This window comes from Microbacterium sp. CBA3102 (genome assembly GCF_007954505.1).
GTDB classification, from domain to species: Bacteria; Actinomycetota; Actinomycetes; order Actinomycetales; family Microbacteriaceae; genus Microbacterium; species Microbacterium aurugineum.
The window spans coordinates 1,868,084-1,890,331 of the sequence record NZ_CP042412.1; the positions used below are offsets into that span (position 1 = coordinate 1,868,084).

A 22,248-nucleotide genomic window follows, 5' to 3' on the forward strand; every position below is an offset into this window, starting at 1 on the left:
GTGGCAGGATGAAGGCATCGCCGCTCGACGAGAGGATCGCCATGTCCCAGCCGGACATCACCACAGCGCAGCCGCAGGGTGAGAAGAAGAACATGTCGCTGCTGATCCGAGGCTCTCTCTGGATCGCCATCGGCGCTCTGATCGCCGCTGCACTCGTCTGCGTCGTCTGGGTCCTCATCGGGGACCAGGACGGACTGATCGGCCGAGCCTTCCTCACGATCCTCCTCCTGGCGGCCTTCGCGGGGATCGCGATCGCCGAGGCGGGGCTCGCCCCGAACCGTCCCGACTGGCTGCAGCTGGCCAGCATGGTGAGCTGGATCGTCGCGCTCCTCGTCGGCGCCGTCAAGATCTGGCTCCCCGAAGACGGCACGTACTTCGGCGCCGAGCGCTTCTTCCAACTGCTGCTGGTCATCGGCATCCTGCAGCTCGCGCTCGTCCACGTGCGACTGTTCACACCGGCTGCCCAGCGCTACGTCACCACGTTCACACGAGTCATCTACATCGTCACGATCACGTTCCTCGGTGGCCTCGTCGGCATGCTCGTGTTCTTCCTCGCCTTCCCGAACACGTTCGAGTACGGCGCCCTGTACTGGCGGATCGTCGTCGCCCTCACGATCCTCGTCGCCGTCGGCACCACGCTCATCCCGCTCCTGAACGCGCTCTTCGCGCCCAAGAAGACACCGGCCACGCCGGGCGTCGGATCCGCGCCGTCCTGGCCGACCTATGCCGACGGCATCACCCCGCTGCCGGTGCTTCCCGACTCGTCGCCCGATTGGACGGCGTACTACACCGGGTACCCGACGGTCACGGCACAGCAGTCGCTCCCGGCGGCCCCGGCCGCGAGCTTCCCCGTCGTGCCGCAGCCGGTGGAGCAGGCGTACGCACAACCCGCGCCGCCGCAGGCCCCCGGTGTGCACACGATGCCGCCGACGCCTGGTGCCGTGGAGCAGCCCCCGGCGCCGAGGCAAGAGCCCTCTGCGTTCCCGCCTCCTCCGCCCGCGCCGCAACCGCCCGCGCCGCAGCAGCCCGCACCGTGACCCTCGCCGGAGAGCTCGGCGAACTCGCGACGGAGATCGCGCGCGAAGCGGGAGACCTCGCGCTCAGACGCCGACAAGAGGGTGTGCGTCTGGCGGCGACCAAATCGACGCTCGCCGACATCGTCACGGAAGCGGACCGCGAGGTCGAGGCGCTCATCCGCGATCGTCTGCGCGCTGCCCGCGCGGAGGACGGTTTTCTCGGTGAGGAGTCCGGGGCCGAGGTCGGAACGAGCGGGATCACCTGGGTCGTCGACCCGATCGACGGCACCGTCAATTATGCCTACGGCATCCCGGCCTACAACGTCAGCATCGCCGCCGTCCGAGGCGAGCCCGACCCCGAATCCTGGGAAGCTCTCGCCGCCGCGGTCAACGCGCCCGCGCTCGGTGAGATGTTCACCGCAGCCCTCGGTCACGGTGCGTGGTCAGACGGCGCCCGGCTCTCGGTCACGGCGGAGACGCCCGCCGGAGCGCTCCTCGGTACCGGCTTCGGCTACGACCCTGCGACCCATGAAGGCGACCTCGCCACGGTGGCGCGGGTGATGCCGATGGCGCGTGATGTCCGTCGGATGGGAGCGGCCGCTCTCGACCTCGCGTATGTCGCTGGGGGTCGCCTCGACGGCTACTTCGAACGCGGATTGCGTCCGTGGGACCATGCCGCCGGTGGGCTCCTGGTGTCGGAGGCCGGTGGAGTCGTGTCACGCACCGACGTCGATTCCCCGCGGCCCATGCTCGTCGCGGCAGGACGCGCCGTGCACGACCGACTGCTCGCGATCCTGGGAACGGAAAAGTGAATGATCCATGGCTTTCCCAGGGTGGCCAGGGTAGTGTTTTACCCGATCGTTACTCTCACCGCCCGAAGGTGAGAGTTTGAGTTTGCGCCCCCGAGCTGACGCACGACCCGAGAGAAACGCTTTGCCCTTCGAGAATCCCGAGGCTGCCTCTGCGCCCACGCGCCGGTCCAGCCGACTCCGCATCGCGGCCTCCGAGGCCTCTGCGGCGGGAACGATGGGACCCCTCTCCACGGCTGACTCCACTGCCGTCGCCCTCGCCGCCGTCGCTCCTCTCTCTCGTCGCGCTGCTCGCCAGCGCCAGGCAGCCGGCGCGGACGCCGCCGAGGTTCCGGCCGAGCCGTTCATCGCCACGACTCCCGCGCCGATCATCGCCGACGTCCCGGCATCACCGGTCGTCGTCGACACCGCCGCCGACTCCGTCGATGCCGCAGACCCTGACACGGTCGCGCCGTCCTTCGAGTCGCCGTCACCGGCGGAACCCGTCGCGGCGGCCGCGCCCGAAGATGATGTCGACGAGTTCGAGCGCGCATCCCGCGCCTTCCGCACGGGCTCGGTTCCTGTTGCTCCGGCGTCCGTCCGGACATCGGCCACGCACACGCCTGCGTCCGCGCCCGCGGAGGCGAGCGAGTCCTCCGAGTCCGCGCACGTCGCGCCGCGCCGTCCACGCAGCATCCGCAAGCTTGTGACCGTGGGGGCGACCGTCGGTGTGATGAGTCTCGCCGGACTCCTCGCCGTGTCCATGACGCTTCCCGCGGAGGCTGTGGCGGCGGTGCAGGGCCGCACCGCGATGGCAGCGACCTCGTTGGTCTCGTCCGCAGGTTCCGACGCGAAGGATTCTGCCGCCGCAGAGATCCAGGCGTTCGTCGCACCGGGCGCAGTCGAGAACGAATCTCTCGCTCGTTCGGATGACTTCAGCACGGTTTCGCTGGTCGAGGTCGCCGCCGAGCAGGGCATCAACTACTCGGGTGAGGTCTTCACGAACGACCCCGACGCCGCCATCCAGTGGCCGTTCCTCGTCGGGGTCGGCATGAGCTACGGATACGGCATGCGCAGCGGGCGTCTGCACGAGGGGATCGACTTCGTCCCCGGCGACGGAGCGCCCATCCAGGCGATCGCCGACGGCACCGTCCGCATCGCGACCGAGCAGGGTGCCGCCTACGGTGTCACGGTCTACATCGACCATGTCATCGACGGCCAGGTCATCACGAGCCACTATTCGCACATGCAGTACGGGTCTCTGCAGGTCAAGGCGGGCGACACCGTGAAGGTCGGCGACATCGTCGGCAAGACCGGCAACACCGGCCGCTCCTACGGCGCCCATCTGCACTTCGAACTCATCGTCAACGGATCGACCATCGATCCGATGCCGTGGCTCAAGGCGAACGCTGGTCGAACCTCGTATTGACCCGCCTCGATTTCATGGGGACGCCACAGTGATGGTATTCTCGTACGGTTGCCCCGCGAGGGCAGCACGCCCCGATAGCTCAGTGGCAGAGCACTTCCATGGTAAGGAAGGGGTCGTCAGTTCAATCCTGACTCGGGGCTCGCAGCATTCTTCTCACACGGATGGATGCCGTGCGGCAGGGTAGCTCAGTTGGTGAGAGCGCACGACTCATAATCGTGAGGTCGCGGGTTCAAGCCCCGCTCCTGCTACAGATTCAAACCCCCGGATTTCCGGGGGTTTTGTCGTATCCGGCCGCCGAGCAGTCCGGGCCGACGAGAACCACAGACATCCGACCTTTCCCTTGACAGGGTCTCGGCGCGCGGACATCATGTCCTGTGGACGTCGTCACGAGGAGAAGCATGCGCATCGCCCTGCATTCAGTGATCGCCGAGGGGGCGATCGAGGACTATCGGTCCCATCACGCCCGGATCCCGGATTCTCTGCGCGACCTGTTCGACGTCGCTGGCATCCACGACTGGACCATCTGGCGCTCGGGGCGCAACCTCTTCCACGTCGTCGAGTGCGACGACTTCGAGGCGACGATGCGCATCGTCGAGGCCTCCCCGGCGAACGATTCCTGGCAGGCCGACATCGGGCGCTTCGTCGAGGGGTTCCACGGTCCGGACGGTGAAGAGGGGTTCACGCCCATCGAACAGGTCTGGGCACTCGCGGCGCAGCGCGCCACCGGCAGCTGAGCACACCGGGCGGTCGCGTGTCAGCGGAAGGGGTTCCGACCGGGATCCGATCGCCGTGGCGGCGGGTGATGCGGGATCTGGATCGGACGCGTCGCACGTGAGGCGTCCTGGAACCGTCGCACCGCATGCAGGACCTCTTCCGCGGACGAGTAGCGCAACGCGAGCGGGAGGTCGCGCCGCCACAGGACCTCGACCTCGGTCGGGGCATCTTCGAAGATCGTGCAGACGACGCGGCGGTGGTCGTCCGTCGGGTAGTGCAGATCGTGGATCGCCCAGTCGGTCGCCGTGACCTGCACCAGACTGAACCTTCGGTCCGGATCGTGCTCCATCATTCTCCTAGCTGTCCCCACGGTGAAGCATGCGCGATCAGCGCCCGGAGGGGGAGCCCCTTGACAGATGCCCGAGACTTCTTCGGATCATTTTGTGACGTTTCTCGGTCGGCATCCGTCTTAGGGGTGTCGCTGACCTGCGGCCCGCACTCCTCAACGGAGGCGGAGACATGGATGAAGGAGCTCAAGATGGCGAACGTGACTGGTGGCGCCCAGCCCAAGGCTCAGGTCGTCGCACCGCAGTCGGGGACTGCTGCGGGCAAGACGACGATCGAGGACGCGGTGGTGGCGAAGATCGCCGGCATCGCCGCACGCGAAGTGGCGGGCGTGTATGCACTCGGCGGGGGAGCCGCCCGAATGGTCGGTGCGATCCGTGACGCCCTCAACACGACCGATCTCTCTCAGGGGATCAGCGTCGAGGTCGGCGAGACGCAGGTCGCGGTCGACGTGACGATCGTCGCGGAGTACCCGGTCTCGCTCCAGAAGGTCGCGGACGAGGTTCGCGCGGCCATCCACCGCGCGATGGTGGAGCTGGTCGGCATGGAGGTCGCCGAGGTCAACGTGACCGTGAACGACGTGCACATCCCCTCCGATGACGAGGACGAGGGCACGCAGGAGGCGCGAGTCCAGTGAATGCATCGGTGATCGGCGCGGCGGCCGCCGCAGTGCTGGCGCTCACCTGGGTGGCCCTGGGGTTCTGGGCGTTCCTGCTCGTGGCGTTGGCGATGCTGCTCGGAGCGGTCGCCGGCCGCATCATCGACGGCCGGCTCGACGTTCGCGCGCTCGCCGAGGTCTTCCGGGGCCGGCGCTCCTCGTCATGACCGACGAGGAGGCGGCTCCGGAGGACGTCGTCGTGGGGACGACGACCATCACGGCCCGTGCGCTGCAACGACTCGCCGTCGGCATCGTGCACGACGTCGCTCGGGTGTCGACCCGTGACGTCGGGGCGCAGCTGTCCGACCGGCGAGGTGCCGTGCGGATCTCGGTCACCGTCCCGGTGGCCCCGGAGCACGGACTGAACCTGGTCGACAGCGGCGAAGAGCTTCGGCGGGACCTGATCGAGAAGATGCAGACGCTGGCCGGTCGTGAGGTCAGCACCGTGGACATCCGATACTCGGGCGTCCGCCGCAGCACGGAGAAGAGGGTGAGATGACGAACGAACAGGCGATATACCGGCGCGTGCTCCGTCGGGAGACGCACGCGCCCCGCACCATCCCGGCTGCGGTGGTCGCATCGATCGGCGTCGTGTCGGGCCTCGCTCTTCTCGCGGGAGGAGTGTGGTGGGTCGTCGACGCGGGCTTCCGTGACAGGGTCGCTCGAGAGTTCGATGCGCTCGCCGCAGGAGCAACGGCACAGGCTGTGCCCTTCGGGGTGGGCGTACTCGTCGTGCTTCTCGCTCTCGTGCTCCTCGCGCTCGCGGTCCTGCCGGGACGTCGCCACCGTCGTGCGCGAACGACCGAGCGCACCGCTCTGCTCGTGGACGACGGGGTGATCGCTGACTCGGTCGCCGAGGCCGTGTCCCGACGCGTGGGCGTCGATCGTGGACGCGTGGCCGTGACCGTCGGCAGGCGTGACGTCGCAGTCAGAATCACCCCCACCAGTGGCGTCCCCGTCGATCGGTTCGGAGCCGAGACGGCTGTGAAGGACGTGCTCTCGGGGATCGGATTCGTCGCGGCTGCTCGCGTCAGCGTGGATGCGCAGGGAGTGATCGCATGAACGCCACGAACCGCCTGGTGAATCGACTGCTTCTCTTCGTCACCGGCGCGATCCTGCTGGCGGCGGGCGGTCTCGCCCTCGCTGCGGGGGTGCTCGCCGGCGGGGACGCGCCCCCGTGGCTTCGGCGCGCGACATCTGTGGTGTCGGCCGCGGTGGAGACCGCTGCGACGTGGACGTGGCAGATCCCGGGCGTCGGTCCGGTATCCACTGTCGTGATGCTCATAGCGGCAGCGGCCGTGCTCCTCGTCATCGCCCTCATCGCTTTCCTCGCCACGCGGAGACGCGGCAGGGCGAAGGCCGTGCTCGAGGTCGATGGCGCAGGCGGACGGACGACGGTCGATCGGAACGTGGCCGAGGAAGTGCTGACGGACCCGCTGATCCGCCGACCCGACGTGCTCTCCGCCCGCGCGGCTGCATACCGCGTCGGAAGGAAGCATGCCGTCGCCTTGGCGATCACCGTGCGACCCGGCGCTCCCCTCGGTGCGATCGTCGCCGCGACGGAGAAGGCCGTTCGAGAGTGGGACCACCTCCTGGGCGCCCGCATCCCGATCCTGGTGCATCTGTCGGATCGCCGGTGGCGCGATGCGTTCCGGTCGCCCACGAGGGTGCAGTAGGCGTGTGACCGCCGCAAGAGACCAACACGCGGAGACCCCGCGTGAGTATCCGACCTCGAACCCGGGGTCGCTGAGGAAAGGAGACGCCATGGGCGCAGAAGACAAGATCAAGGCCGCTGCGGAGAAGATCGCCGGAAAGGCGAAGGAGACCGTCGGCAAGGTGATCGACGACGACAAGCTCGTCGCCGAAGGGAAGGCCGAGCAGGCCAAGGGCGGTGTCCGTGACGCGGCAGAGGACGTCAAGGACGCGTTCAAGAAGTGACGGGTACGGGGAGAGGCTCGTGCGAGCCTCTCCCCGATCTCGCGCGGATAGGCGGGAAATGATCCGATCTGATCGGGCGTCCGTTCCGAATTGCCTAGAGGGGCGGATCGAGGGGTTGGGTGGATGGAAGACGAACGCTTTCGCAGGGCGCTCGAGCACGCGGACGACGCCATCGTCGCCGGTCGTGCGATGGATGGGGACGTCGAGGCGTTCGCGGTCCTCGTGCGTCGGTACTCGCCGATGATGCGCGCATACACGCAGCGGATGCTGAACGCCTCAGCCGATGTGGACGACATCGTGCAGGAGACGTTCGTGACCGCCTGGCAGCGATTCGGCGAGCTCGACGATCCGGCCAAGGTGAAGAGCTGGCTGATGAGGATCGTGAGCAGGAAAGCGGTCGACCGCATTCGCGCGACCCGGCCCGCCGTCGACATCGATTCGATCGACAGGCCGGCACCGCTGCACGCGTCACCGTCCGCAGTGGTCGAGGTGCGAGCGGGGGTCGCGGTGCTCGGGGCAGCTCTTCGAGAACTGCCCGACGCGCAGCGGGAGTGCTGGATCCTGCGCGAGATCGGCGGCTACTCGTACGAGGAGATCTCCGAAGAGCTCGGAATTCCGGTCTCGACGTCAAGGGGGCTGCTCGCTCGAGCCCGCAGATTCATGATCGTACGGATGGAGGAGTGGCGATGACCGACGACAAAGAGACGCCGAAGGCCCGCCGGCTCAGCCTGGCGCCGACCGATCTCGACGGGCACACACTCGACGAGCTCACCGACTACCTGGAGGCAGGAAGGCAGCCCGCCGATCGTTCGATCGACGAGTCGCCCGGCTGTCAGCTGGCGCTCGACGCGCTGGAGCGCCTGCACGGACTCGGCGCTGAACTGATCGCGGCGGAGACCGCAGCTGAGCCGGAGGTCGACGAGAGCTGGGTGGACCGCATCCTCAGCGGCATCGCGATCGACGCCCGTGCCGGCCGTCGCATTCCCTTCGCATCCATCGACCCGGACGTGGACCTCGGGATCACCGAGGGTGCCGTGCGTGGCCTCATCCGCGCCGCGGAGAAGGTGGTGCCCGGACTGCTGGTCGGACGGTGCCGACTCGACGGCGACGTCACGACCGCGAACGCCCCGATCCGTGTCGAGATCGATGCGAGCGCGATGCACGGGCAGTCGATACCGGTGGTCGCCGAGCGGCTGAGGAACGAGGTCGACCGCAGCCTCCGCGCACACACCGAGCTCAACATCGTCGCGATCGACATCGCGATCCGAGACATCCGGGAGGTGTCGTCATGGACCGACGAGCGATGATGACGCCCGAAGCCTGCGCAGAGCTGGCCGCGTCGATCGAGGAGACGATACGGACGACACCGGGTGTCCGGAACGTCTATCGGTCAGGGTCCCTGGTCTCCAACCTGTTGCGCGTGGGGGCCGCGGCCCTGGGCGTGCGCAAGGACGACGAACCGATCGTGGCGGTGGCCCCGGCCGGCGACGGCGTCGCCGTCGAGGCGTCGATCGGTGTGGATGAGGACGCCCCTTCGGGCGAGACCCTGCGCGCCGTCCATGCCGCCGTCGCCGCGCTCCTCGCTACGCGCGGTGTGGGACACGACAGCATCACACTCACCGTGGTGCACGTCCAGTCCCGCGCGACGACGTAGCCGCGGATGAGGCAACCGAGTGCCGCTCCCGGCGGGGAGCGGCACTCGGTTGCGGTGCGGCTCAGGCGACCGCGCGCAGGCCCTCGACGAGCGGGGTGGTCGGACGGCCGATCAGGCGGGCGAGCGTGCCGTCGGTGTCGGCGAGCGCGCCACCCTTGATCCCGGCGTCGAGCGCGGCGACGAAGCCGGCCGTGCCTTCGTCGAGCCCGGCGTCGCGGAGTGCCGCGACCTGTTCATCCGAGGAGACCGGGACGAAGGTCACCGGGCGCCCGGTGACCTCGGAGAAGGCCGCAGCGAGATCGGAGTACGTCCACGCGACGTCGCCGCCCAGCTCGTAGACCTCTCCGATGTGACCGTCTTCGAGTGCGACGACGGCGGCGGCCTCCGCGAAGTCCCTGCGGCTGGCCGACGCGACTCGTCCGTCTCCGGTGCCTGCGGTGAGCACCCCGGTCTCGGCAGCACGTGCGAGGTCGGCGGCGTAGTTCTCGGTGTACCAGTTGTTGCGGAGGATGACCGCGGGCAGTCCCGCGGCGGCGATGAGCTCTTCCGTCGCCTTATGCTCCGGTGCCAGGACGAGGTCGCTCGAGGTCGCCTTCGGAGCGCTGGTGTAGACGAACTTGGTGACACCGGCGGCCTTCGCCGCGTCGATGACCGTCCGATGCTGGGGAACGCGCTGGCCGACCTCGGATCCGGAGACCAGGATGACCGTGTCGACGCCGTCGACGGCTGCGGCCACGGAGGCGGCGTCGGTGTAGTCGAGGTGAACACTGCGCACGCGTGGATCGGCGACCTTCGTCGTGTCGCGCGCACCCGCGACGATCGACTGCGGGTCCGCGCCGCGCTCGAGGAGGCTGTCGATGATGAGGCGGCCGAGGTTGCCGGTCGCGCCGGTGACGAGGATGGTCATGGGGATCCTTTCGTAGGTGACACACTCGACAACCCCGGGGTGGTGATTCGGCATTCCAATCTGCGGGTACCCACTTTGAAGTAAGGTACCCACATGACGGTAAGTTTCGCGCAGATCAAGGAATCGACACCCTTCGCCTTCGATCAGAACTGCGGCACACGTGTCGTCCTCGATCACATCATGAGCAAGTGGGGCGTCCTGGTCCTGTCGTGCCTGTCCGATGGCACACACCGCTGGGGTGCGCTGCGTCGTGAGGTCGACGGCATCAGCGAGAAGATGCTCGCCTCGACGCTGCGCACCCTCGCCGATGACGGACTCGTGCACCGGGAGTCGCTGCCGACCGTGCCGCCCCACGTCGAATACAGCCTGACACCGCTCGGTCGCGACCTGATGGAGCGGATGCTCCCGCTGATGGAGTGGGTCGCCGACCACGCCGACGGCATGCTCGGACGGGACTGAACTTGCGGATTCCGTCGTGGGAGGCGGTCGCTTGCTTCGAATTCTGACGGTTTCAGAAACCCGTTGACGCGATAACCGCGGTGGCCTTACTGTTCTGACATGGCAGCAACGACGCCGATTCACCTGGAACGACCCGATGGCAAGGGTCTCGCTGCGGGAACACTGGGATTGTGGGGATCCACCGTCATCGGTCTCGCCTCCACCGCCCCCGTCTACTCGCTCGTCGCGACGCTCGGATTCGTCGTGCTCGCGGTGGGGGCTCAGGCTCCGATCGCCTTCATCATCGCGTTCGTCCCGATGCTCCTGATCGCTTTTGCCTACCGTGAGCTCAACAACGCCGTTCCCGACTGCGGCACCACCTTCACCTGGGGAACCAAGGCCTTCGGGCCGTGGGTCGGCTGGATGGGCGGCTGGGGCGTCGCGGTCGCCGGCATGGTCGTGCTCGCGAACCTGGCCCAGATCGCCTCGGTCTACTTCTGGTCGCTGATCGGACAGGACCTGGAGAACAACGACTGGCGCGTCGTCGTCGTCGCCGTCGCTTTCATCGCCGCCATGACGTGGGTGAGCTGGCGCGGTGTCGAGATCGGCGAGCGCATCCAGAACATCCTGCTCGGCATCCAGTACCTGGCGCTGGCCATCTTCGTCGTCACGGCGCTGTGGCAGTTCTTCGCCGGGACGGCCCCGAACCCGACCCCGTTCGACTGGGAGTGGCTGAACCCGTTCGCCTTCACCGACTGGTCTGGCTTCACGGAGGCGATCCTCCTCGCGCTCTTCATCTACTGGGGCTGGGACACCTGCCTCGCGCTGAACGAGGAGACGAAGGACCCGAAGCGCATTCCCGGTCGCGCCGCACTGCTCACCACCGTCATCCTCCTCTTCACGTATGTCGCGGTCGCGATCGCGGCGATGATGTACGCCGGCCTGGGGGAGGACGGCACGGGACTCGGCAACGAGGCGAACGCCGACGACTTCTTCCTCGCGATCAAGGACGGCCTCCTCGGACCGTTCGGTTGGGTCCTCGTCGTGTCGGTGATCATCTCGGCGATCTCGTCGACGCAGACCACCATCTTGCCGACCGCCCGTGGCACGCTCGCGATGGGGGTCTACCGCGCGCTTCCCGCCAAATTCAAAGAGGTGCACCCGACCTACAAGACGCCGTCGTTCTCGACGATCGTCATGGGCGTGGTCGCCTCCGTGTACTACATCGGCATGACGTTGATCAGCGACAACATCCTGCAGGACTCGATCCTGTCGCTCGGTCTCGCGATCGCCTTCTACTACGCCATCACCGGTTTCGCGAGCGTCTGGTACTTCCGCAAGGACCTGACCGCCTCGGCGCGTGAGTTCTTCTTCAAGGGGCTGTTCCCCCTGCTCGGCGGGCTCATGCTGACCTGGGCGTTCGTGCAGTCCGCGATCGACATGTGGGACGTGGACTACGGCTACACCGTGCTGTTCGGCATCGGCGGCACCTTCGTGATCGGCGTCGGCTCCCTCGCCTTCGGCCTGGTGCTGATGTTCGTCTGGTACCTGTTCCCCCGGTCCAAGCGCTTCTTCCGCGGTGAGAGCCTGAACCGCGACACCCAGGTGATGGTGCCCGATGAGCCCGCGGTGACGATCCGATCCATCGACGGCGGCATCTGAGGATGACGGTCGCCACCGCCGACCTCTACGACGAACTCGAAGAAGGATCGTATCTGTACAGCGACGAAGACGGGATCCTGGTCGAACGCTGAGCGGCACCCATCGGCTCCGGGGCGCTTGTCCTAGGCTTGCTGCGTGCGCATCCGGCTCGACATCGCCTACGACGGCACCCACTTCCGCGGGTGGGCGAAGCAGCCGACGCTCCGCACCGTGCAGGGGACTCTGGAAGCCGCCCTGGCCCGGATCGTCGGCTCCGACGTGCAGTTCGTCGTCGCCGGACGCACCGACGCCGGCGTGCACGCGAGCGGTCAGGTGGCCCATGTCGACCTCGACGAGAAGCAGTGGTCGCGCATCGAGTCGCGACAGGGCCGTGCGCCGCTGGAGCCCGCCGAGACCATCGCCGGTCGCATGCGGGGCGTGCTCGGTGCGTACTCGGATGTGACGGTCACCCGCACCTCGATCGCCCCGGAAGGTTTCGACGCGCGCTTCTCGGCGGTCTGGCGCCGGTACCGCTACCGTCTCGCCGATGCCCGGACCGGGTTCGATCCGCTGCGCAGGCACGACACGACGACCGTCCGCGGTCGGCTCGACGAACAGGCCATGGACGCTGCAGCGCGCACCCTCATCGGCCTGCACGACTTCGCGGCGTACTGCAAGCCTCGCGAGGAGGCGACGACCATCCGCACGCTGCTCGACTACCGCTGGGCCCGCGACGCCGACGGTGTGCTCGTCGCCGAGGTCAAGGCCGATGCGTTCTGCCACAGCATGGTGCGCGCTCTCGTGGGGGCCTGTGCCGCCGTGGGGGAGGGGCGGCTCGGCGTCGATGATCTCGTCGTGCTGCGCGATGCGCTCACCCGGACCAGTGAGTTCAAGGTGCTGGCCGCGCGCGGCCTGATCCTCACCGAGGTCGGCTACCCCGCCGATGACCTGTTGGCGACGCGGGCCGAGCAGACGCGCGCTCGCCGCGACCGCGGGTAGCGGTCGCCTCGTCTCCGGAGCGGGCCTCAGCTCGGGACGGCGGGATGAACGTCTGCGGGAGGTGTGCCGCCGACGAGCGAGATCACGTCATCGAGGATGAATCCGAGCACCGGGGCCGCGTCGATCACGTCGGCGACCAGCGTGCGTTGACCGACGCGGCGCTGCGCGCGCAGCATCATGGAGACGGGCACGTGTTCCCGCGGCGCGACGAAGGAGAGCACGGCCCGACCTCCGGAGAAGGGAACGGTCCGCTGGGAGACCGTGAACGCGAAGGGGGAGTCGACAACGGATTCCGTGCCCTCCACCACGCTGAGATCGACGATCGCGCCGGTGGCCCCCGCGCCGAGCACATGCCACACCCGGCCGACCGTGTTCGCCGTGATCGGCGGGCGGCCGATGGTGGCGGCCATCGCCCGGCGCGCCTGGTCACCACCGATGAAGCCCGGGAGGGAATCGGCCGCGATGCGCGTCAGCTCCATGGCGAGTTCTGCGGCCTCGGCCTCCTCGACACCGAATGGCGTCGGCAGCCAGCCGAAAGGAAGGGCATCGGTCACTCGAATCTCCAGACGAGAGTCGACGCGACCGCATCCGCGAGTGCGGTGAAACCGTCGAGAGCGGGGCCGGCTTCGGCGACCCCGGGGCGCACGATCGACGCCATGACGAGGATGCCTCGCTGCGGGGCCGCTCCGGGGAAGGAGCGGACGTAGCAGATCTCCCGCGCGAACACTCCTTCGGTCGATCCACGTCCTTCCCGCTCGGTCTCCCAGCGGTAGACCGATGTCCCGTCGTCGGCATCCAAGGTCTCGACCGTGGCGCCGCCCGCGCGGCGGTGCACGTCCTCTTCGAAGGTGCCCTGTGCGATCCAGGGCACCGTCACGATGCTCATCGGCGTTCCGCCCTCGACGGGAGGGATGACGGGCATGTAGATTTCGATCGCTCCGCGTTCGCGTAGCTGTGCCCACTGCTGGTGCACGGCCGCGCGCGCCTGACCGAACAACTCGGGGCGGTGCACCTCGAGGAAGCGCGCACGCAGGAGGCCGACGAGCTCGTCACGACCCGCATCATCGGCGACGAACCGCCCCCAGTCCGGGGGCACGAGCAGCGTGTAGCCCTGCGGGGTCGGCTCGACTCGGCCGAGGATCTCATCCTTCAGTGACACGCAGCGCCCTCTGTCTCCGACGCTCCGCACGTAGACGCTTCATGCGCACCGCAGCGATGATCCCCGAGGCGATGAGCACAAGAGTGAACGGGGCGACGATCCAATGCCAGCCGATCGGGTAGCCATCAGTGCCCGGGGTCCAGATCACCCCCGTCGGGTCCTTCTCGAACGCGGCGATGAAGATCGTGACATAGCCCGCCAGAAGCGGCACGAAGGTCATGTAGGCGATGTCATCGGCGATCTCGAGCCCGCCGAGCAGCAGGTAGGCGGAAGCGCAGCCGATGGCGATCAGGCCGGCCGCGATCGTGAGCCAGGCGGGCACGCTCAGCACCGGCCACGGCAGCAATGAATCTCCGAAGCTCAAGCACTCGTTGGAGTAGTAGACCCGGCCACAGTTGAGGATGAGGCGAGCGCCGGCGGGAACGATCCACTGCGCCAGTGTCGCAATCGTGGCGAGGATGGCAATCAAGCGTAGGACGCCGAGCCGCAGGGGCAGCCAGCCGCGATTGAGTCCGAAGATGGGCTGTGTCGAGAAAGGCACGGTGTCAGCCTACGGGCGGCCGAATGAGTAGTAGAACGGGTTGATCGGGCTGCTGTAGAATCCTCCGGCGACTCCCGCGACCCAGCTGCCGACCGAGGTCACGCCCGCTCCACCGATCTTCGGAACCGTGCTCAGGACGGCATCCGCCCAGGCATCCGCGATGGTCGCGCTGCGCGGTCCGGACTTCGCCGCCCAGTCGGCGAGGGCGGTGCCCCACTTGTTCAGCGCCGCCCACTCGGAGCCGCGCGCCAGAGTCGAGAAGGGGTTCGTGAATCCGCTGAGCTGAGGCATCGAGGCCGTGCGCACTCCGCTCGCGAACGAGGGGAACTTCGACGCCGTCTGCGATGCGGTCACGAGCGCCTCTCCACCGTTCGCCGCCGTCGCCAGGCGGATGGAGCGCGAGGCGAGTCCACCCACACCGGCGGTGACCAGGCCGAACGTGCTCCACAGCACATCCGACTGCGATGCCTTGCCGTTGGCGTACATGTAGATCGTGCCGGCCAGATGGATCGCCGAGAGTGCCAAGGTCGCGGCGAGGAGAATCGTCGACCACGGGCTGGAGACGACGAACAGCGCGACGACCGCGATCGCGATGATGGCGTATCCGATGTACACCAGAGCACTGGCGATCGTTCCCCAGAACCCGTCGTCGTTGTCGGCGGCATCGATGGCGTCAGCGACGCCGTCGGCTGCCGTGTCGAAGGCCGCCTCCCACGCGGAGAACGTGCTGTCGAAGGCCCGCCACAGATCTTCTCTCGCCTCGGAAGCCGCGGTCACGGCGTTCGCGGCGTCCATGAGATCCTCTGACTGCTGATCTGCGTCGGCTGCCGGTATCCAGAGCGCATCCTGCTGGTCGCTCACCGCGGAGTGATAAGCGGTCTCGGCGGACTCCAGCTCCTGGTGGTTGTTCGTGTACCAGGCGCGCGCCGTCTCCAGCGCCGTCGCGTAGGGGGCCAGAGCCGCTCCGGTTCCTTCATAGCGGATGCCCGCCTGGCGGAGGTCGGACTCGATGCTCTCGGCATCTTCCTTGAGCTTCTCGGTGCCCTGGCTGATCTGCGAAGCGGCGATGTCGCGCAGGGTGTCGGCGGTGCGTTTCATCGCGGCGCCGAGGTCCGTGTACTGCGTCGCCGTCGCCGCGATCGTCTCGGGGACGCCTTCGAACTGACGCAGTTCGTGGCCGGTGAACGGTGAACTGTTCATGAGCAGCCCTCCTTGCTGTCGAGCTCGGCGGAGGCCTGAGCCTCCCACTCGTCCCAGCCCTCGATGATCCCGTCGAGCCGCTTGTAGACGTTCTCCACCGACTCCGTGAGGTCATCCCGGTTGCCCGACCAGTTGGACTCGAACCAGCCGACACGGTCACGCAGCTTCGACTTGCCCTGCGGGGTGCCGATGGCGCTCTCGAGGGTGTCGTTGATCGAGCCGGCGTCCTCGAAGTCGGCCTTCGCGGTCTTCAGCGTGTCGCGAGCTTCGCGGAGGCGTTCACGGTCGAGCAGTACGTCCACGGTCAGAGTCCTTCCGCTGTGAGGGTCAGAATGATTGGTCTGAGCGCGGGCAGAGCAGAGCGGGAGGGGCGGTGGATGTCACCGACCCGCCCGCTCGAGGCGCCGCCGTGCGTCAGCTGCCCGCGAGCTGCTGATCCAGATCCTGGATCGCACGCATCATGCCCAGCAGCGACTCCGACATGTCGTTGATACCGTCGACCGCGGTCTTCAGACCCGTCGATCATATTCGGTAACCCTGTATAAGGTAATATTCTACTCCGAGCGGTCGTCCGCGGTGACTCGCGAAGGCGCCGATCCGGAGCCGGGGCACAGCAGGGGCGAGTAGCGTGGGACGGTCATGAAGGTCATCTCGTACAACCTCCAGAAGCATCGGGCCGCGGGCGAACTCGCGGCGCTGGTCCGCGAGCACGACCCCGACATCCTCTGCCTCCAGGAGTGCGATGTCCCCGAGCTTCCTGCGCGGATCGGCGATCTCGAACTCGCCGACGCCACACAGGGCAACCGCCTCGGCCTCGCCCTGTTCTATCGGTCGAGTTCGTACCACCTGCAGTCCATCCGCACGCTCGGGCTGAAGAAGTCGCTGCATGACCGGATTGCCAAGCCCGCCCACGAACGCGTGCTCGGTGCGCGACTGCGCGATATCGACGACGGCCGGGACTTCATCGTGGCCTCGTTCCACGCGGCACCGCTGACCGCGTTGAACTCGTTGCGTCGTCACCAGATCCGCTCCGCGCTCACCGAGCTCGCAGCGCTCGGTGAAGGGCTGCCCCAGCTGATGGTCGGGGACTACAACTACCCGATCTTCAAGGAGAACCTCGGACAGGCCGTCCGCAACCACGGCTATGCCCTGTCGCTGAGTGACGACCACACCTACACGCGCTATCGGGTGTTCCGCGGGCACTACGACTTCGCGACGTCGGCCGGGTTCGAGATCGAACGCATCACGACCCTGCCCCAGGGCGCGAGCGACCACCGTCCGATCCTCGTGACGGTCAAGCCCGACTGAGCAGTGCGGTTTGGGCATACCGCACCACGTGGCGTATGATTTCCCTTTGGTGCCTTTACCCGCGTGCGGGAGAGGGCATCGTCCGAACGTGAGCCCTCCACTGGCGTGTTCCCCTCTCTCCCCGCTCGATGAGCCGGAGAGGACGAACCACCCCGGAGTGGGATTCACGAACTTCTCCGTTCGACACAAGAAAGCAGCACTATCGTGACGCGCACTTACACTCCCAAGGCTGGCGAAGTCCAGCGCGATTGGGTCGTCATCGACGCCACCGACGTCGTTCTCGGCCGCCTCGCCTCGCACGCCGCCACCCTCCTCCGTGGCAAGCACAAGCCGACCTTCGCCAACCACATCGACTCGGGTGACTTCGTCATCATCGTGAACGCGGAGAAGGTCGCGCTCACCGGTCAGAAGCTCCAGAAGAAGCTGGCTTACCGTCACTCCGGCTACCCGGGTGGTCTGAAGTCGGTCACCTACGCCGAGCTCCTCGAGAAGAACCCGGTCCGTGCCGTGGAGAAGGCCATCCGTGGCATGCTCCCGAAGAACAGCATCGGCCGCCAGCAGCTGTCCAAGCTCAAGGTGTACGTCGGTGCAGAGCACCCGCACGCCGCGCAGCAGCCGACGCCGTACACCCTCGACCAGGTCGCCCAGTAAGCGCCGTAAAGACTTAAGGACATACTCGTGGCTGACATCCAGGACACCACCGAAACCCCCCAGAACTTCTCGACGTCGACTCCGGAGACCGACGTGGTCGAGGCGGCTCCCCGCCCCGTCCTCAGCGTCCCCGGTGCCGCTGTCGGCCGTCGTAAGCAGGCCATCGCCCGCGTGCGCATCGTCCCCGGCTCGGGCACGATCACGGTCAACGGCCGCACGATCGAGGACTACTTCCCGAACAAGCTGCACCAGCAGCTGATCAACGACCCGTTCACGGTGCTGAACCTCGCCGGTGCATACGACGTCATCGCTCGTATCTCCGGTGGTGGCCCCTCGGGTCAGGCCGGCGCGCTCCGCCTCGGCATCGCCCGTTCGCTGAACGGCATCGACGAGGAGAACAACCGTCCGACCCTGAAGAAGGCCGGCTTCCTCTCCCGCGACGCTCGCGTCAAGGAGCGCAAGAAGGCTGGACTCAAGAAGGCCCGCAAGGCGCCTCAGTACTCGAAGCGTTAAGGTCCACTGCTCCGATGCCGATCTTTGGCACGGACGGCGTGCGAGGACTCGCCAATGGCATCCTCACCGCCGACCTGGCGCTCACCCTGGCCCAGGCGACTGCTGTCGTCCTGGGCCAGGGCCGTACTGCGGAGGCCCGCAAGGCCGAGGGCAAGCGACTCACCGCAGTTGTCGCCCGGGACCCCCGGGTCTCCGGACACTTTCTGACCGCGGCCGTCTCCGCAGGTCTCGCCTCCTCGGGCGTCGATGTGCTCGAAGCAGGGGTCATCCCCACGCCGGCGCTCGCGTTCCTGGTGGCCGACCGCGATGCCGACTTCGGCGTCATGATCTCGGCGTCGCACAACGCGGCCCCCGACAACGGCATCAAGATCTTCGCCAGAGGCGGACGCAAGCTCCCCGACGTGGTCGAGCAGCGCATCGAAGAGGCCATGCACGGGGAGATGCTGCGTCCCACCGGCGCCGGTGTCGGTCGGATCGACCGGTTCTCCGACGCTGAGGACCGCTACGTCGTGCACCTTCTCGGCTCACTGCCGAACCGTCTGAACGGCATCCACGTCGTGCTCGACTGCGCCCACGGCGCGGCCTCCGGTGTGTCGCCGGAGACGTTCCGCGATGCGGGTGCCGAAGTCACCGTCATCGGAGCGGACCCTGACGGCTGGAACATCAACGACGGGGTCGGTTCGACCCACCTCGACAACCTCGCCGAGGCCGTCGTGCGTCTGGGAGCCGACATCGGCATCGCCCACGACGGCGACGCCGACCGATGCCTGGCCGTCGACGCCGAGGGCAAGGTCATCGACGGAGACCAGATCATGGCGATCCTCGCGGTGTCGATGAAGGAGCGCGGCCACCTCACCGACGACACCCTCGTCGCGACCGTGATGAGCAACCTCGGACTCCACGTCGCGATGCGCGAGCACGGGATCACGATCCGGCAGACCGCTGTCGGCGACCGGTATGTGCTCGAGGACATGAACGAGGGCGGGTACGCCCTCGGTGGCGAGCAGTCGGGTCATGTCATCATGAGCGAGTATGCGACCACGGGGGACGGCATCCTCACGGGTCTTCACCTCGTCGCGGAGATGGCGCGGCAGAAGAAGACGATCGCCGAGCTCGCCTCGGTGATGACCGTCTACCCGCAGGTGCTCATCAACGTGCGCGACGTCGACAAGGACCGCGTCTCCGAAGACGAGGTCGTGCAGCAGGCCGTGCGCGACATCGAGACCGAGCTGGGAGACACCGGCCGCGTGCTGCTGCGCAAGTCCGGCACCGAGCCGCTCGTCCGCGTCATGGTGGAGGCGGCCGACGCCGAGTCGGTGCACGCCTACGCAGGACGCCTGGCGGAGGTCGTCCAGGAGCGTCTCGCGCTCTGAGGCCCGTAGTCCTTCGGAACCGGTCGGTCGCTGATACAGCGTCCGGCCGGTTCTTCGTTCACCGCGAGGACCCCTTCTCTAGGGGGCCGCGCAGATCCGGTAGAGATCGCTGTCGACGAGCGTCTCGGTCGTGCACGCGAGACCTGTGAGCCGGGGAACGCCCGCCATCGCTGGCGCATCGAAGAGGCCGACATGCGCGCCGGTGAGCACGATGGGCGGGACGGCCGCGCCCCACGGATCCGCGGCGAGCCACTCCACGCCGTTTTCGGTGACCCAGGCGGTCAGCGGCACGACGGCGGCTCGCTGACGCTCGAGGGTGAGCGCCCGAGGCTCGAACGACGACGCGACGTGCACGGCAGCGCCCCCGGCGACGACGGCGGCCAGGAGCGACGCGGCGACGACACCGAAGATGCGCAGGACGCCGCGTCGGGGAAGTCGCGCGACAGACCAGACGGCGACGGCGGCGATGACCGGGAAGAACGCATAGACGGCGGGGGCGGGGTGCCGCACCCACAGCGGCAGCCGCGAGGCCGTCGCCCACCAGCCGATGAAGGCGAGTGCGCCGACGAGCGCCGTGAGGGCGTACGCGATCACGACGCGCTCGGTCTCCGTCGCGGTGCGCCACCGCCGGACGATGCCGACCACGGCGAGGGCGACGGCCAGGAGGGCGCCGAGCACGGCGAGTGCCGGAGGCAGGGACCAGGAGCCGGCGAGGGTGTCGAGCTTCTGCAGCACCGTGGTCGCCGCGTCGTCCTGGCCGCCGCTCCGGATGAAGTAGGCGAGGTCGCGCAGGTGCTTCACGTAGCCCGAGAAGCCGAGCGAGACCAGGGCCGCCAGTTCGACGAGCAGTGTCGGTACGGCGACCAGCAGCAGCGGCAGCCACGATCGCCGCAGCGTCTCGCGAACCCGTGCCCACCCTGCGCCGTCCGAGAGCACCCACAGGGCCACGGCGAAGGCCGGGAGGACGAGGATCGCGATGAGCTTCGTCTGGATCGCCAGCCCGATGAAGAGACCGGCCAGCCACGCCCGGCGGGGGAGCACGAGGAGCGCCCAGACGATCAGGGCCGCCGCGGGGATCTCGCCGAGGAGGTCGGCCGGCCCCTGGATCGGGGAGATTCCGGCGTCGGCGGTGAAGGCGAGGGGCACGGCCACGGCGAGCAGCGCAGCCCAGCGACCGCCGATGCGTCGTCCGAGCACCGCGAGACCCAGGAGCAGCACGATCCAGAAGCCCAGCGGGACGAGCCGGGAGGCCAGCACCGGATCGATACCGGTCGCGAGGAGTGCAGCGACCGGGAGGAGCACGACCGGTCCCGTGGAGATGCGCGGGTCGAACGGAGTCATGGTCGAGCCGGAGAGCGCGCCGTCGCTGGAGTATCCGAGCCCGTCGAGCAGATTGCGGGGGACGGTGAGGTTGAAGGCCTCATCCTCCCAGAACGGCCACACCACGAGACTGTGCCAGGCGACGATGACGTGCCCGATCAGCAAGGCGGCCGCGGCCACCCAGAACACGATCGTGCGTGCGCGGGTCATCGCGCGACGGTCTCCGGTCGATGGATGTTGCGCAGCGGAGCGGACGGCCGCAGGGAGAGTTCCCACGCTTCGACGAGGGCGGTGCGGACGAAAAGGCGCAGGCGCTTCGGGGGGAGAGCGACGGTGCTCCCGCGTCCCCACATCGTGCCGGTGGCGGAAGCGCCGCGGCGGGGGACGCTGTCGACTCGAAGGTAGCGCACCGTGAACCCCGCGCGGGCCTCGGCCAGAGAGAAGTGCACGTGCGGCACCGATGCATCCGGTGGGGTGGCCTCGACCAGGGCCCGCAGGGCTGGCGTGCGGTACGCCCGCAGCGGGGTGTTCACATCCGGGATCCGGCGCCCGGCGGCCAGCGCGATCACAAGACCGACGGCTCCCGTGAGCACCTTGCGGTACCAGGGGTCCGTGCGTCCGTCGCGGACGCCGTGGACGACATCGGCGCTCTCGGCGTCGAGCGCGGCGAGCAGCCGGGGGAAATCGCGGCCGTGGAACTGCCCGTCGCCGTCCACGTGCACGAGCACATCGGGCTCCACTGCAAGCCCGGCGCGATAGGCCGCGAGTGCGGTCGGACCGTGCCCGCGGTTGAGCGGCTGCACCTCGACCGCGACGTCCTCGACGTCGTCGAACACGGTGGCGGTCCCATCGGTCGAGCGGTCGTCCGCGATATGGAACGTCACGCGGTCGACCACCGGAGACAAGGAGTCGCGGATCTCGTCGATGAAGTCGCGGATGCCTTCGGCCTCGTTGTAGGCGGGCATGACGACGGCGAGGTGGCGGAGGGTCACGGGGTCCTTGGGGTGGCGAGGTGCGCGGGGATCAGGAAGTAGCCTAGTTGAGCTATGGATCTTCCCACCCGACTGCGTCGGCTCGCCGGCGTCGGCAGCCGGTTCCTGGTCGTGGGCGCGCTGAGCACTCTCATCGAGGTGGGGGTCTTCAACCTCCTGGTGTTCGTGTGGGGCTGGGATGTCGTCGCCGCGAAGATCGTGGCTTCACTGGTCGCGCTCGTCAACGCCTACATCGGCAACCGGGAGTGGACCTTCCGGCACCGTGATCGGCGGGGGAGGACCGCGGAGGTCGTGTTGTTCCTCGCCACGAACGCCGTCTGCACCGCCCTGGGCGCTGTTCTCGTCTGGGTGGGAGTCGAAGGCGTGGAGGCGATTCTCGGACGAGAGCCGGGCGCTGTCGCGGTCAACCTCGTGAACCTGACGAGCATCGTGATCGTGGTTCTGCTGCGCTTCGTGCTTTATCACGGCATCGTCTTCCGGGCGTCCCCGAAGCCGTGACGATCACTCCGTGACCGCGGCGCCGGCGCGCGCGCGACGGCGATGACGTCGTCGATATGCCAGGAGGAGGACGATCACTCGGGCGGAGGCGGGGAGGCCGACGTCCGAGAGACCTATTTCAGGGAGGGCTGACACAGGGGGATTTCGGAGAAGACGATCGCACTCG

The 22,248-nt window shown here is 68.0% G+C and carries 30 protein-coding genes and 2 tRNA genes; 23 read left to right on the forward strand and 9 right to left on the reverse strand.

Annotated features, from left to right (window positions below):
* The first annotated feature begins 41 nt into the window (after positions 1 to 41).
* The 6 genes from FGL91_RS08905 to FGL91_RS08930 all read left to right on the forward strand — a co-directional run bounded on the left by FGL91_RS08905 (position 42) and on the right by FGL91_RS08930 (position 3,967).
* The gene (locus tag FGL91_RS08905) at positions 42 to 1,037 is read left to right on the forward strand and encodes a hypothetical protein (RefSeq protein ID WP_153243629.1); all 996 of its coding nucleotides are present in this window, start codon (positions 42 to 44) and stop codon (positions 1,035 to 1,037) included.
* On the forward strand, positions 1,034 to 1,828 hold the full coding sequence (locus FGL91_RS08910) for an inositol monophosphatase family protein (RefSeq protein WP_153243630.1): 795 nt from the start codon (positions 1,034 to 1,036) through the stop codon (positions 1,826 to 1,828). The genes FGL91_RS08905 and FGL91_RS08910 overlap by 4 nt, the downstream gene beginning before the upstream one ends.
* A gap of 214 nt (positions 1,829 to 2,042) precedes the next feature.
* Positions 2,043 to 3,233: a M23 family metallopeptidase gene (locus FGL91_RS08915; RefSeq protein ID WP_227992006.1), complete on the forward strand. Its 1,191-nt coding sequence runs from the start codon at positions 2,043 to 2,045 to the stop codon at positions 3,231 to 3,233.
* A 68-nt stretch (positions 3,234 to 3,301) separates the two neighbouring features.
* A tRNA-Thr gene (locus tag FGL91_RS08920) sits at positions 3,302 to 3,373 on the forward strand.
* A 34-nt stretch (positions 3,374 to 3,407) separates the two neighbouring features.
* Positions 3,408 to 3,481, forward strand: a tRNA-Met gene (locus FGL91_RS08925).
* 150 nt (positions 3,482 to 3,631) lie between these two features.
* Positions 3,632 to 3,967, forward strand: a complete 336-nt coding sequence (locus FGL91_RS08930) for an L-rhamnose mutarotase (protein ID WP_153243632.1) — start codon at positions 3,632 to 3,634, stop codon at positions 3,965 to 3,967.
* A gap of 20 nt (positions 3,968 to 3,987) precedes the next feature.
* On the opposite strand, the gene FGL91_RS08935 is transcribed toward FGL91_RS08930, so the two are convergent.
* Positions 3,988 to 4,299: a hypothetical protein gene (locus tag FGL91_RS08935; RefSeq protein WP_227992007.1), complete on the reverse strand. Its 312-nt coding sequence runs from the start codon at positions 4,297 to 4,299 to the stop codon at positions 3,988 to 3,990.
* 186 nt (positions 4,300 to 4,485) lie between these two features.
* Between FGL91_RS08935 and FGL91_RS08940 the strand changes: the two genes are divergently transcribed.
* From FGL91_RS08940 to FGL91_RS08980, 9 genes are all read left to right on the forward strand, one after another.
* Positions 4,486 to 4,929: an Asp23/Gls24 family envelope stress response protein gene (locus tag FGL91_RS08940; RefSeq protein ID WP_047520882.1), complete on the forward strand. Its 444-nt coding sequence runs from the start codon at positions 4,486 to 4,488 to the stop codon at positions 4,927 to 4,929.
* On the forward strand, positions 4,926 to 5,117 hold the full coding sequence (locus FGL91_RS08945) for a DUF2273 domain-containing protein (RefSeq protein WP_047520813.1): 192 nt from the start codon (positions 4,926 to 4,928) through the stop codon (positions 5,115 to 5,117). Before FGL91_RS08940 ends, FGL91_RS08945 begins: the two co-directional genes overlap by 4 nt.
* Entirely contained in the window at positions 5,114 to 5,449 is a 336-nt protein-coding gene (locus FGL91_RS08950; protein WP_153243633.1) for a hypothetical protein, read from the forward strand. The genes FGL91_RS08945 and FGL91_RS08950 overlap by 4 nt, the downstream gene beginning before the upstream one ends.
* Positions 5,446 to 6,012 (forward strand): hypothetical protein, encoded by a 567-nt coding sequence (locus FGL91_RS08955; protein ID WP_153243634.1) that lies wholly within the window; start codon positions 5,446 to 5,448, stop codon positions 6,010 to 6,012. Before FGL91_RS08950 ends, FGL91_RS08955 begins: the two co-directional genes overlap by 4 nt.
* Entirely contained in the window at positions 6,009 to 6,626 is a 618-nt protein-coding gene (locus FGL91_RS08960; protein ID WP_153243635.1) for a hypothetical protein, read from the forward strand. Before FGL91_RS08955 ends, FGL91_RS08960 begins: the two co-directional genes overlap by 4 nt.
* Positions 6,627 to 6,714: 88 nt before the next feature.
* A complete protein-coding gene (locus FGL91_RS08965; RefSeq protein ID WP_047520821.1) occupies positions 6,715 to 6,888 on the forward strand; it encodes a CsbD family protein in 174 nt (57 codons plus the stop codon).
* Positions 6,889 to 7,011: 123 nt separating this feature from the next.
* Positions 7,012 to 7,578, forward strand: coding sequence for an RNA polymerase sigma factor (locus FGL91_RS08970; protein ID WP_153243636.1), 567 nt, complete (start codon positions 7,012 to 7,014; stop codon positions 7,576 to 7,578).
* Positions 7,575 to 8,195 (forward strand): Asp23/Gls24 family envelope stress response protein, encoded by a 621-nt coding sequence (locus FGL91_RS08975; RefSeq protein WP_153243637.1) that lies wholly within the window; start codon positions 7,575 to 7,577, stop codon positions 8,193 to 8,195. Before FGL91_RS08970 ends, FGL91_RS08975 begins: the two co-directional genes overlap by 4 nt.
* Positions 8,177 to 8,542 (forward strand): hypothetical protein, encoded by a 366-nt coding sequence (locus FGL91_RS08980; RefSeq protein ID WP_227992017.1) that lies wholly within the window; start codon positions 8,177 to 8,179, stop codon positions 8,540 to 8,542. The genes FGL91_RS08975 and FGL91_RS08980 overlap by 19 nt, the downstream gene beginning before the upstream one ends.
* A gap of 61 nt (positions 8,543 to 8,603) precedes the next feature.
* Here FGL91_RS08980 and FGL91_RS08985 read toward each other — a convergent pair whose 3' ends face one another.
* Positions 8,604 to 9,449, reverse strand: a complete 846-nt coding sequence (locus FGL91_RS08985; RefSeq protein ID WP_153243638.1) for an SDR family oxidoreductase — start codon at positions 9,447 to 9,449, stop codon at positions 8,604 to 8,606.
* A gap of 93 nt (positions 9,450 to 9,542) precedes the next feature.
* Between FGL91_RS08985 and FGL91_RS08990 the strand changes: the two genes are divergently transcribed.
* The 3 genes from FGL91_RS08990 (at position 9,543) to truA (ending at position 12,527) form a co-directional block, all read left to right on the forward strand.
* Positions 9,543 to 9,908, forward strand: a complete 366-nt coding sequence (locus FGL91_RS08990) for a winged helix-turn-helix transcriptional regulator (RefSeq protein ID WP_131491815.1) — start codon at positions 9,543 to 9,545, stop codon at positions 9,906 to 9,908.
* 99 nt (positions 9,909 to 10,007) lie between these two features.
* A complete protein-coding gene (locus tag FGL91_RS08995; RefSeq protein ID WP_153243639.1) occupies positions 10,008 to 11,549 on the forward strand; it encodes an APC family permease in 1,542 nt (513 codons plus the stop codon).
* Positions 11,550 to 11,684: 135 nt separating this feature from the next.
* A complete protein-coding gene (gene truA, locus FGL91_RS09000; RefSeq protein ID WP_131491817.1) occupies positions 11,685 to 12,527 on the forward strand; it encodes a tRNA pseudouridine(38-40) synthase TruA in 843 nt (280 codons plus the stop codon).
* A gap of 26 nt (positions 12,528 to 12,553) precedes the next feature.
* Here truA and FGL91_RS09005 read toward each other — a convergent pair whose 3' ends face one another.
* Genes FGL91_RS09005 through FGL91_RS09025 form a run of 5 tightly spaced genes read right to left on the reverse strand, consistent with a single transcriptional unit; the run spans position 12,554 to position 15,729 of the window.
* Positions 12,554 to 13,081 (reverse strand): hypothetical protein, encoded by a 528-nt coding sequence (locus tag FGL91_RS09005; protein ID WP_131491818.1) that lies wholly within the window; start codon positions 13,079 to 13,081, stop codon positions 12,554 to 12,556.
* Positions 13,078 to 13,686, reverse strand: coding sequence for a hypothetical protein (locus FGL91_RS09010; RefSeq protein ID WP_131491819.1), 609 nt, complete (start codon positions 13,684 to 13,686; stop codon positions 13,078 to 13,080). The genes FGL91_RS09005 and FGL91_RS09010 overlap by 4 nt, the downstream gene beginning before the upstream one ends.
* Positions 13,670 to 14,227, reverse strand: coding sequence for a hypothetical protein (locus tag FGL91_RS09015; RefSeq protein ID WP_131491820.1), 558 nt, complete (start codon positions 14,225 to 14,227; stop codon positions 13,670 to 13,672). The genes FGL91_RS09010 and FGL91_RS09015 overlap by 17 nt, the downstream gene beginning before the upstream one ends.
* Positions 14,228 to 14,236: 9 nt before the next feature.
* Complete coding sequence (locus tag FGL91_RS09020; RefSeq protein WP_131491821.1) at positions 14,237 to 15,427, reverse strand: hypothetical protein; 1,191 nt, start codon at positions 15,425 to 15,427, stop codon at positions 14,237 to 14,239.
* Entirely contained in the window at positions 15,424 to 15,729 is a 306-nt protein-coding gene (locus FGL91_RS09025; protein WP_153243640.1) for a hypothetical protein, read from the reverse strand. Before FGL91_RS09025 ends, FGL91_RS09020 begins: the two co-directional genes overlap by 4 nt.
* A 337-nt stretch (positions 15,730 to 16,066) precedes the next feature.
* Between FGL91_RS09025 and FGL91_RS09030 the strand changes: the two genes are divergently transcribed.
* The 4 genes from FGL91_RS09030 to glmM all read left to right on the forward strand — a co-directional run bounded on the left by FGL91_RS09030 (position 16,067) and on the right by glmM (position 19,272).
* Positions 16,067 to 16,735, forward strand: a complete 669-nt coding sequence (locus FGL91_RS09030; RefSeq protein ID WP_153243641.1) for an endonuclease/exonuclease/phosphatase family protein — start codon at positions 16,067 to 16,069, stop codon at positions 16,733 to 16,735.
* A gap of 204 nt (positions 16,736 to 16,939) precedes the next feature.
* Entirely contained in the window at positions 16,940 to 17,386 is a 447-nt protein-coding gene (rplM, locus tag FGL91_RS09035; RefSeq protein WP_047520838.1) for a 50S ribosomal protein L13, read from the forward strand.
* A gap of 27 nt (positions 17,387 to 17,413) precedes the next feature.
* The gene (gene rpsI, locus FGL91_RS09040; RefSeq protein ID WP_017828210.1) at positions 17,414 to 17,899 is read left to right on the forward strand and encodes a 30S ribosomal protein S9; all 486 of its coding nucleotides are present in this window, start codon (positions 17,414 to 17,416) and stop codon (positions 17,897 to 17,899) included.
* A 14-nt stretch (positions 17,900 to 17,913) separates the two neighbouring features.
* A complete protein-coding gene (glmM, locus tag FGL91_RS09045) occupies positions 17,914 to 19,272 on the forward strand; it encodes a phosphoglucosamine mutase (protein ID WP_047520846.1) in 1,359 nt (452 codons plus the stop codon).
* Between the two features lie 78 nt (positions 19,273 to 19,350).
* Here the strand turns inward: glmM and FGL91_RS09050 are convergent, their stop codons facing one another.
* Both FGL91_RS09050 and FGL91_RS09055 read right to left on the reverse strand, forming a co-directional pair.
* A complete protein-coding gene (locus FGL91_RS09050; RefSeq protein ID WP_153243642.1) occupies positions 19,351 to 20,802 on the reverse strand; it encodes a hypothetical protein in 1,452 nt (483 codons plus the stop codon).
* The gene (locus tag FGL91_RS09055) at positions 20,799 to 21,584 is read right to left on the reverse strand and encodes a glycosyltransferase family 2 protein (RefSeq protein WP_153243643.1); all 786 of its coding nucleotides are present in this window, start codon (positions 21,582 to 21,584) and stop codon (positions 20,799 to 20,801) included. Before FGL91_RS09055 ends, FGL91_RS09050 begins: the two co-directional genes overlap by 4 nt.
* 54 nt (positions 21,585 to 21,638) lie before the next feature.
* Between FGL91_RS09055 and FGL91_RS09060 the strand changes: the two genes are divergently transcribed.
* Positions 21,639 to 22,082, forward strand: coding sequence for a GtrA family protein (locus tag FGL91_RS09060; protein ID WP_052193329.1), 444 nt, complete (start codon positions 21,639 to 21,641; stop codon positions 22,080 to 22,082).
* Positions 22,083 to 22,248: the final 166 nt, after the last annotated feature.

Excerpts from the sequence above, each read along its gene's own strand:
- FGL91_RS08905 (WP_153243629.1), top strand. The coding sequence starts at position 42 with ATGTCCCAGCCGGACATCACCACAGCGCAGCCGCAGGGTGAGAAGAAG.
- FGL91_RS08915 (WP_227992006.1), top strand. The coding sequence starts at position 2,043 with ATGGGACCCCTCTCCACGGCTGACTCCACTGCCGTCGCCCTCGCCGCC.
- FGL91_RS08930 (WP_153243632.1), top strand. The coding sequence starts at position 3,632 with ATGCGCATCGCCCTGCATTCAGTGATCGCCGAGGGGGCGATCGAGGAC.
- FGL91_RS08935 (WP_227992007.1), bottom strand. The coding sequence starts at position 4,299 with ATGATGGAGCACGATCCGGACCGAAGGTTCAGTCTGGTGCAGGTCACG.
- FGL91_RS08940 (WP_047520882.1), top strand. The coding sequence starts at position 4,486 with ATGGCGAACGTGACTGGTGGCGCCCAGCCCAAGGCTCAGGTCGTCGCA.
- FGL91_RS08950 (WP_153243633.1), top strand. The coding sequence starts at position 5,114 with ATGACCGACGAGGAGGCGGCTCCGGAGGACGTCGTCGTGGGGACGACG.
- FGL91_RS08955 (WP_153243634.1), top strand. The coding sequence starts at position 5,446 with ATGACGAACGAACAGGCGATATACCGGCGCGTGCTCCGTCGGGAGACG.
- FGL91_RS08960 (WP_153243635.1), top strand. The coding sequence starts at position 6,009 with ATGAACGCCACGAACCGCCTGGTGAATCGACTGCTTCTCTTCGTCACC.
- FGL91_RS08965 (WP_047520821.1), top strand. The coding sequence starts at position 6,715 with ATGGGCGCAGAAGACAAGATCAAGGCCGCTGCGGAGAAGATCGCCGGA.
- FGL91_RS08970 (WP_153243636.1), top strand. The coding sequence starts at position 7,012 with ATGGAAGACGAACGCTTTCGCAGGGCGCTCGAGCACGCGGACGACGCC.
- FGL91_RS08975 (WP_153243637.1), top strand. The coding sequence starts at position 7,575 with ATGACCGACGACAAAGAGACGCCGAAGGCCCGCCGGCTCAGCCTGGCG.
- FGL91_RS08980 (WP_227992017.1), top strand. The coding sequence starts at position 8,177 with ATGGACCGACGAGCGATGATGACGCCCGAAGCCTGCGCAGAGCTGGCC.
- FGL91_RS08985 (WP_153243638.1), bottom strand. The coding sequence starts at position 9,449 with ATGACCATCCTCGTCACCGGCGCGACCGGCAACCTCGGCCGCCTCATC.
- FGL91_RS08990 (WP_131491815.1), top strand. The coding sequence starts at position 9,543 with ATGACGGTAAGTTTCGCGCAGATCAAGGAATCGACACCCTTCGCCTTC.
- FGL91_RS08995 (WP_153243639.1), top strand. The coding sequence starts at position 10,008 with ATGGCAGCAACGACGCCGATTCACCTGGAACGACCCGATGGCAAGGGT.
- FGL91_RS09020 (WP_131491821.1), bottom strand. The coding sequence starts at position 15,427 with ATGAACAGTTCACCGTTCACCGGCCACGAACTGCGTCAGTTCGAAGGC.
- FGL91_RS09030 (WP_153243641.1), top strand. The coding sequence starts at position 16,067 with ATGAAGGTCATCTCGTACAACCTCCAGAAGCATCGGGCCGCGGGCGAA.
- glmM (WP_047520846.1), top strand. The coding sequence starts at position 17,914 with ATGCCGATCTTTGGCACGGACGGCGTGCGAGGACTCGCCAATGGCATC.
- FGL91_RS09050 (WP_153243642.1), bottom strand. The coding sequence starts at position 20,802 with ATGACCCGCGCACGCACGATCGTGTTCTGGGTGGCCGCGGCCGCCTTG.
- FGL91_RS09060 (WP_052193329.1), top strand. The coding sequence starts at position 21,639 with ATGGATCTTCCCACCCGACTGCGTCGGCTCGCCGGCGTCGGCAGCCGG.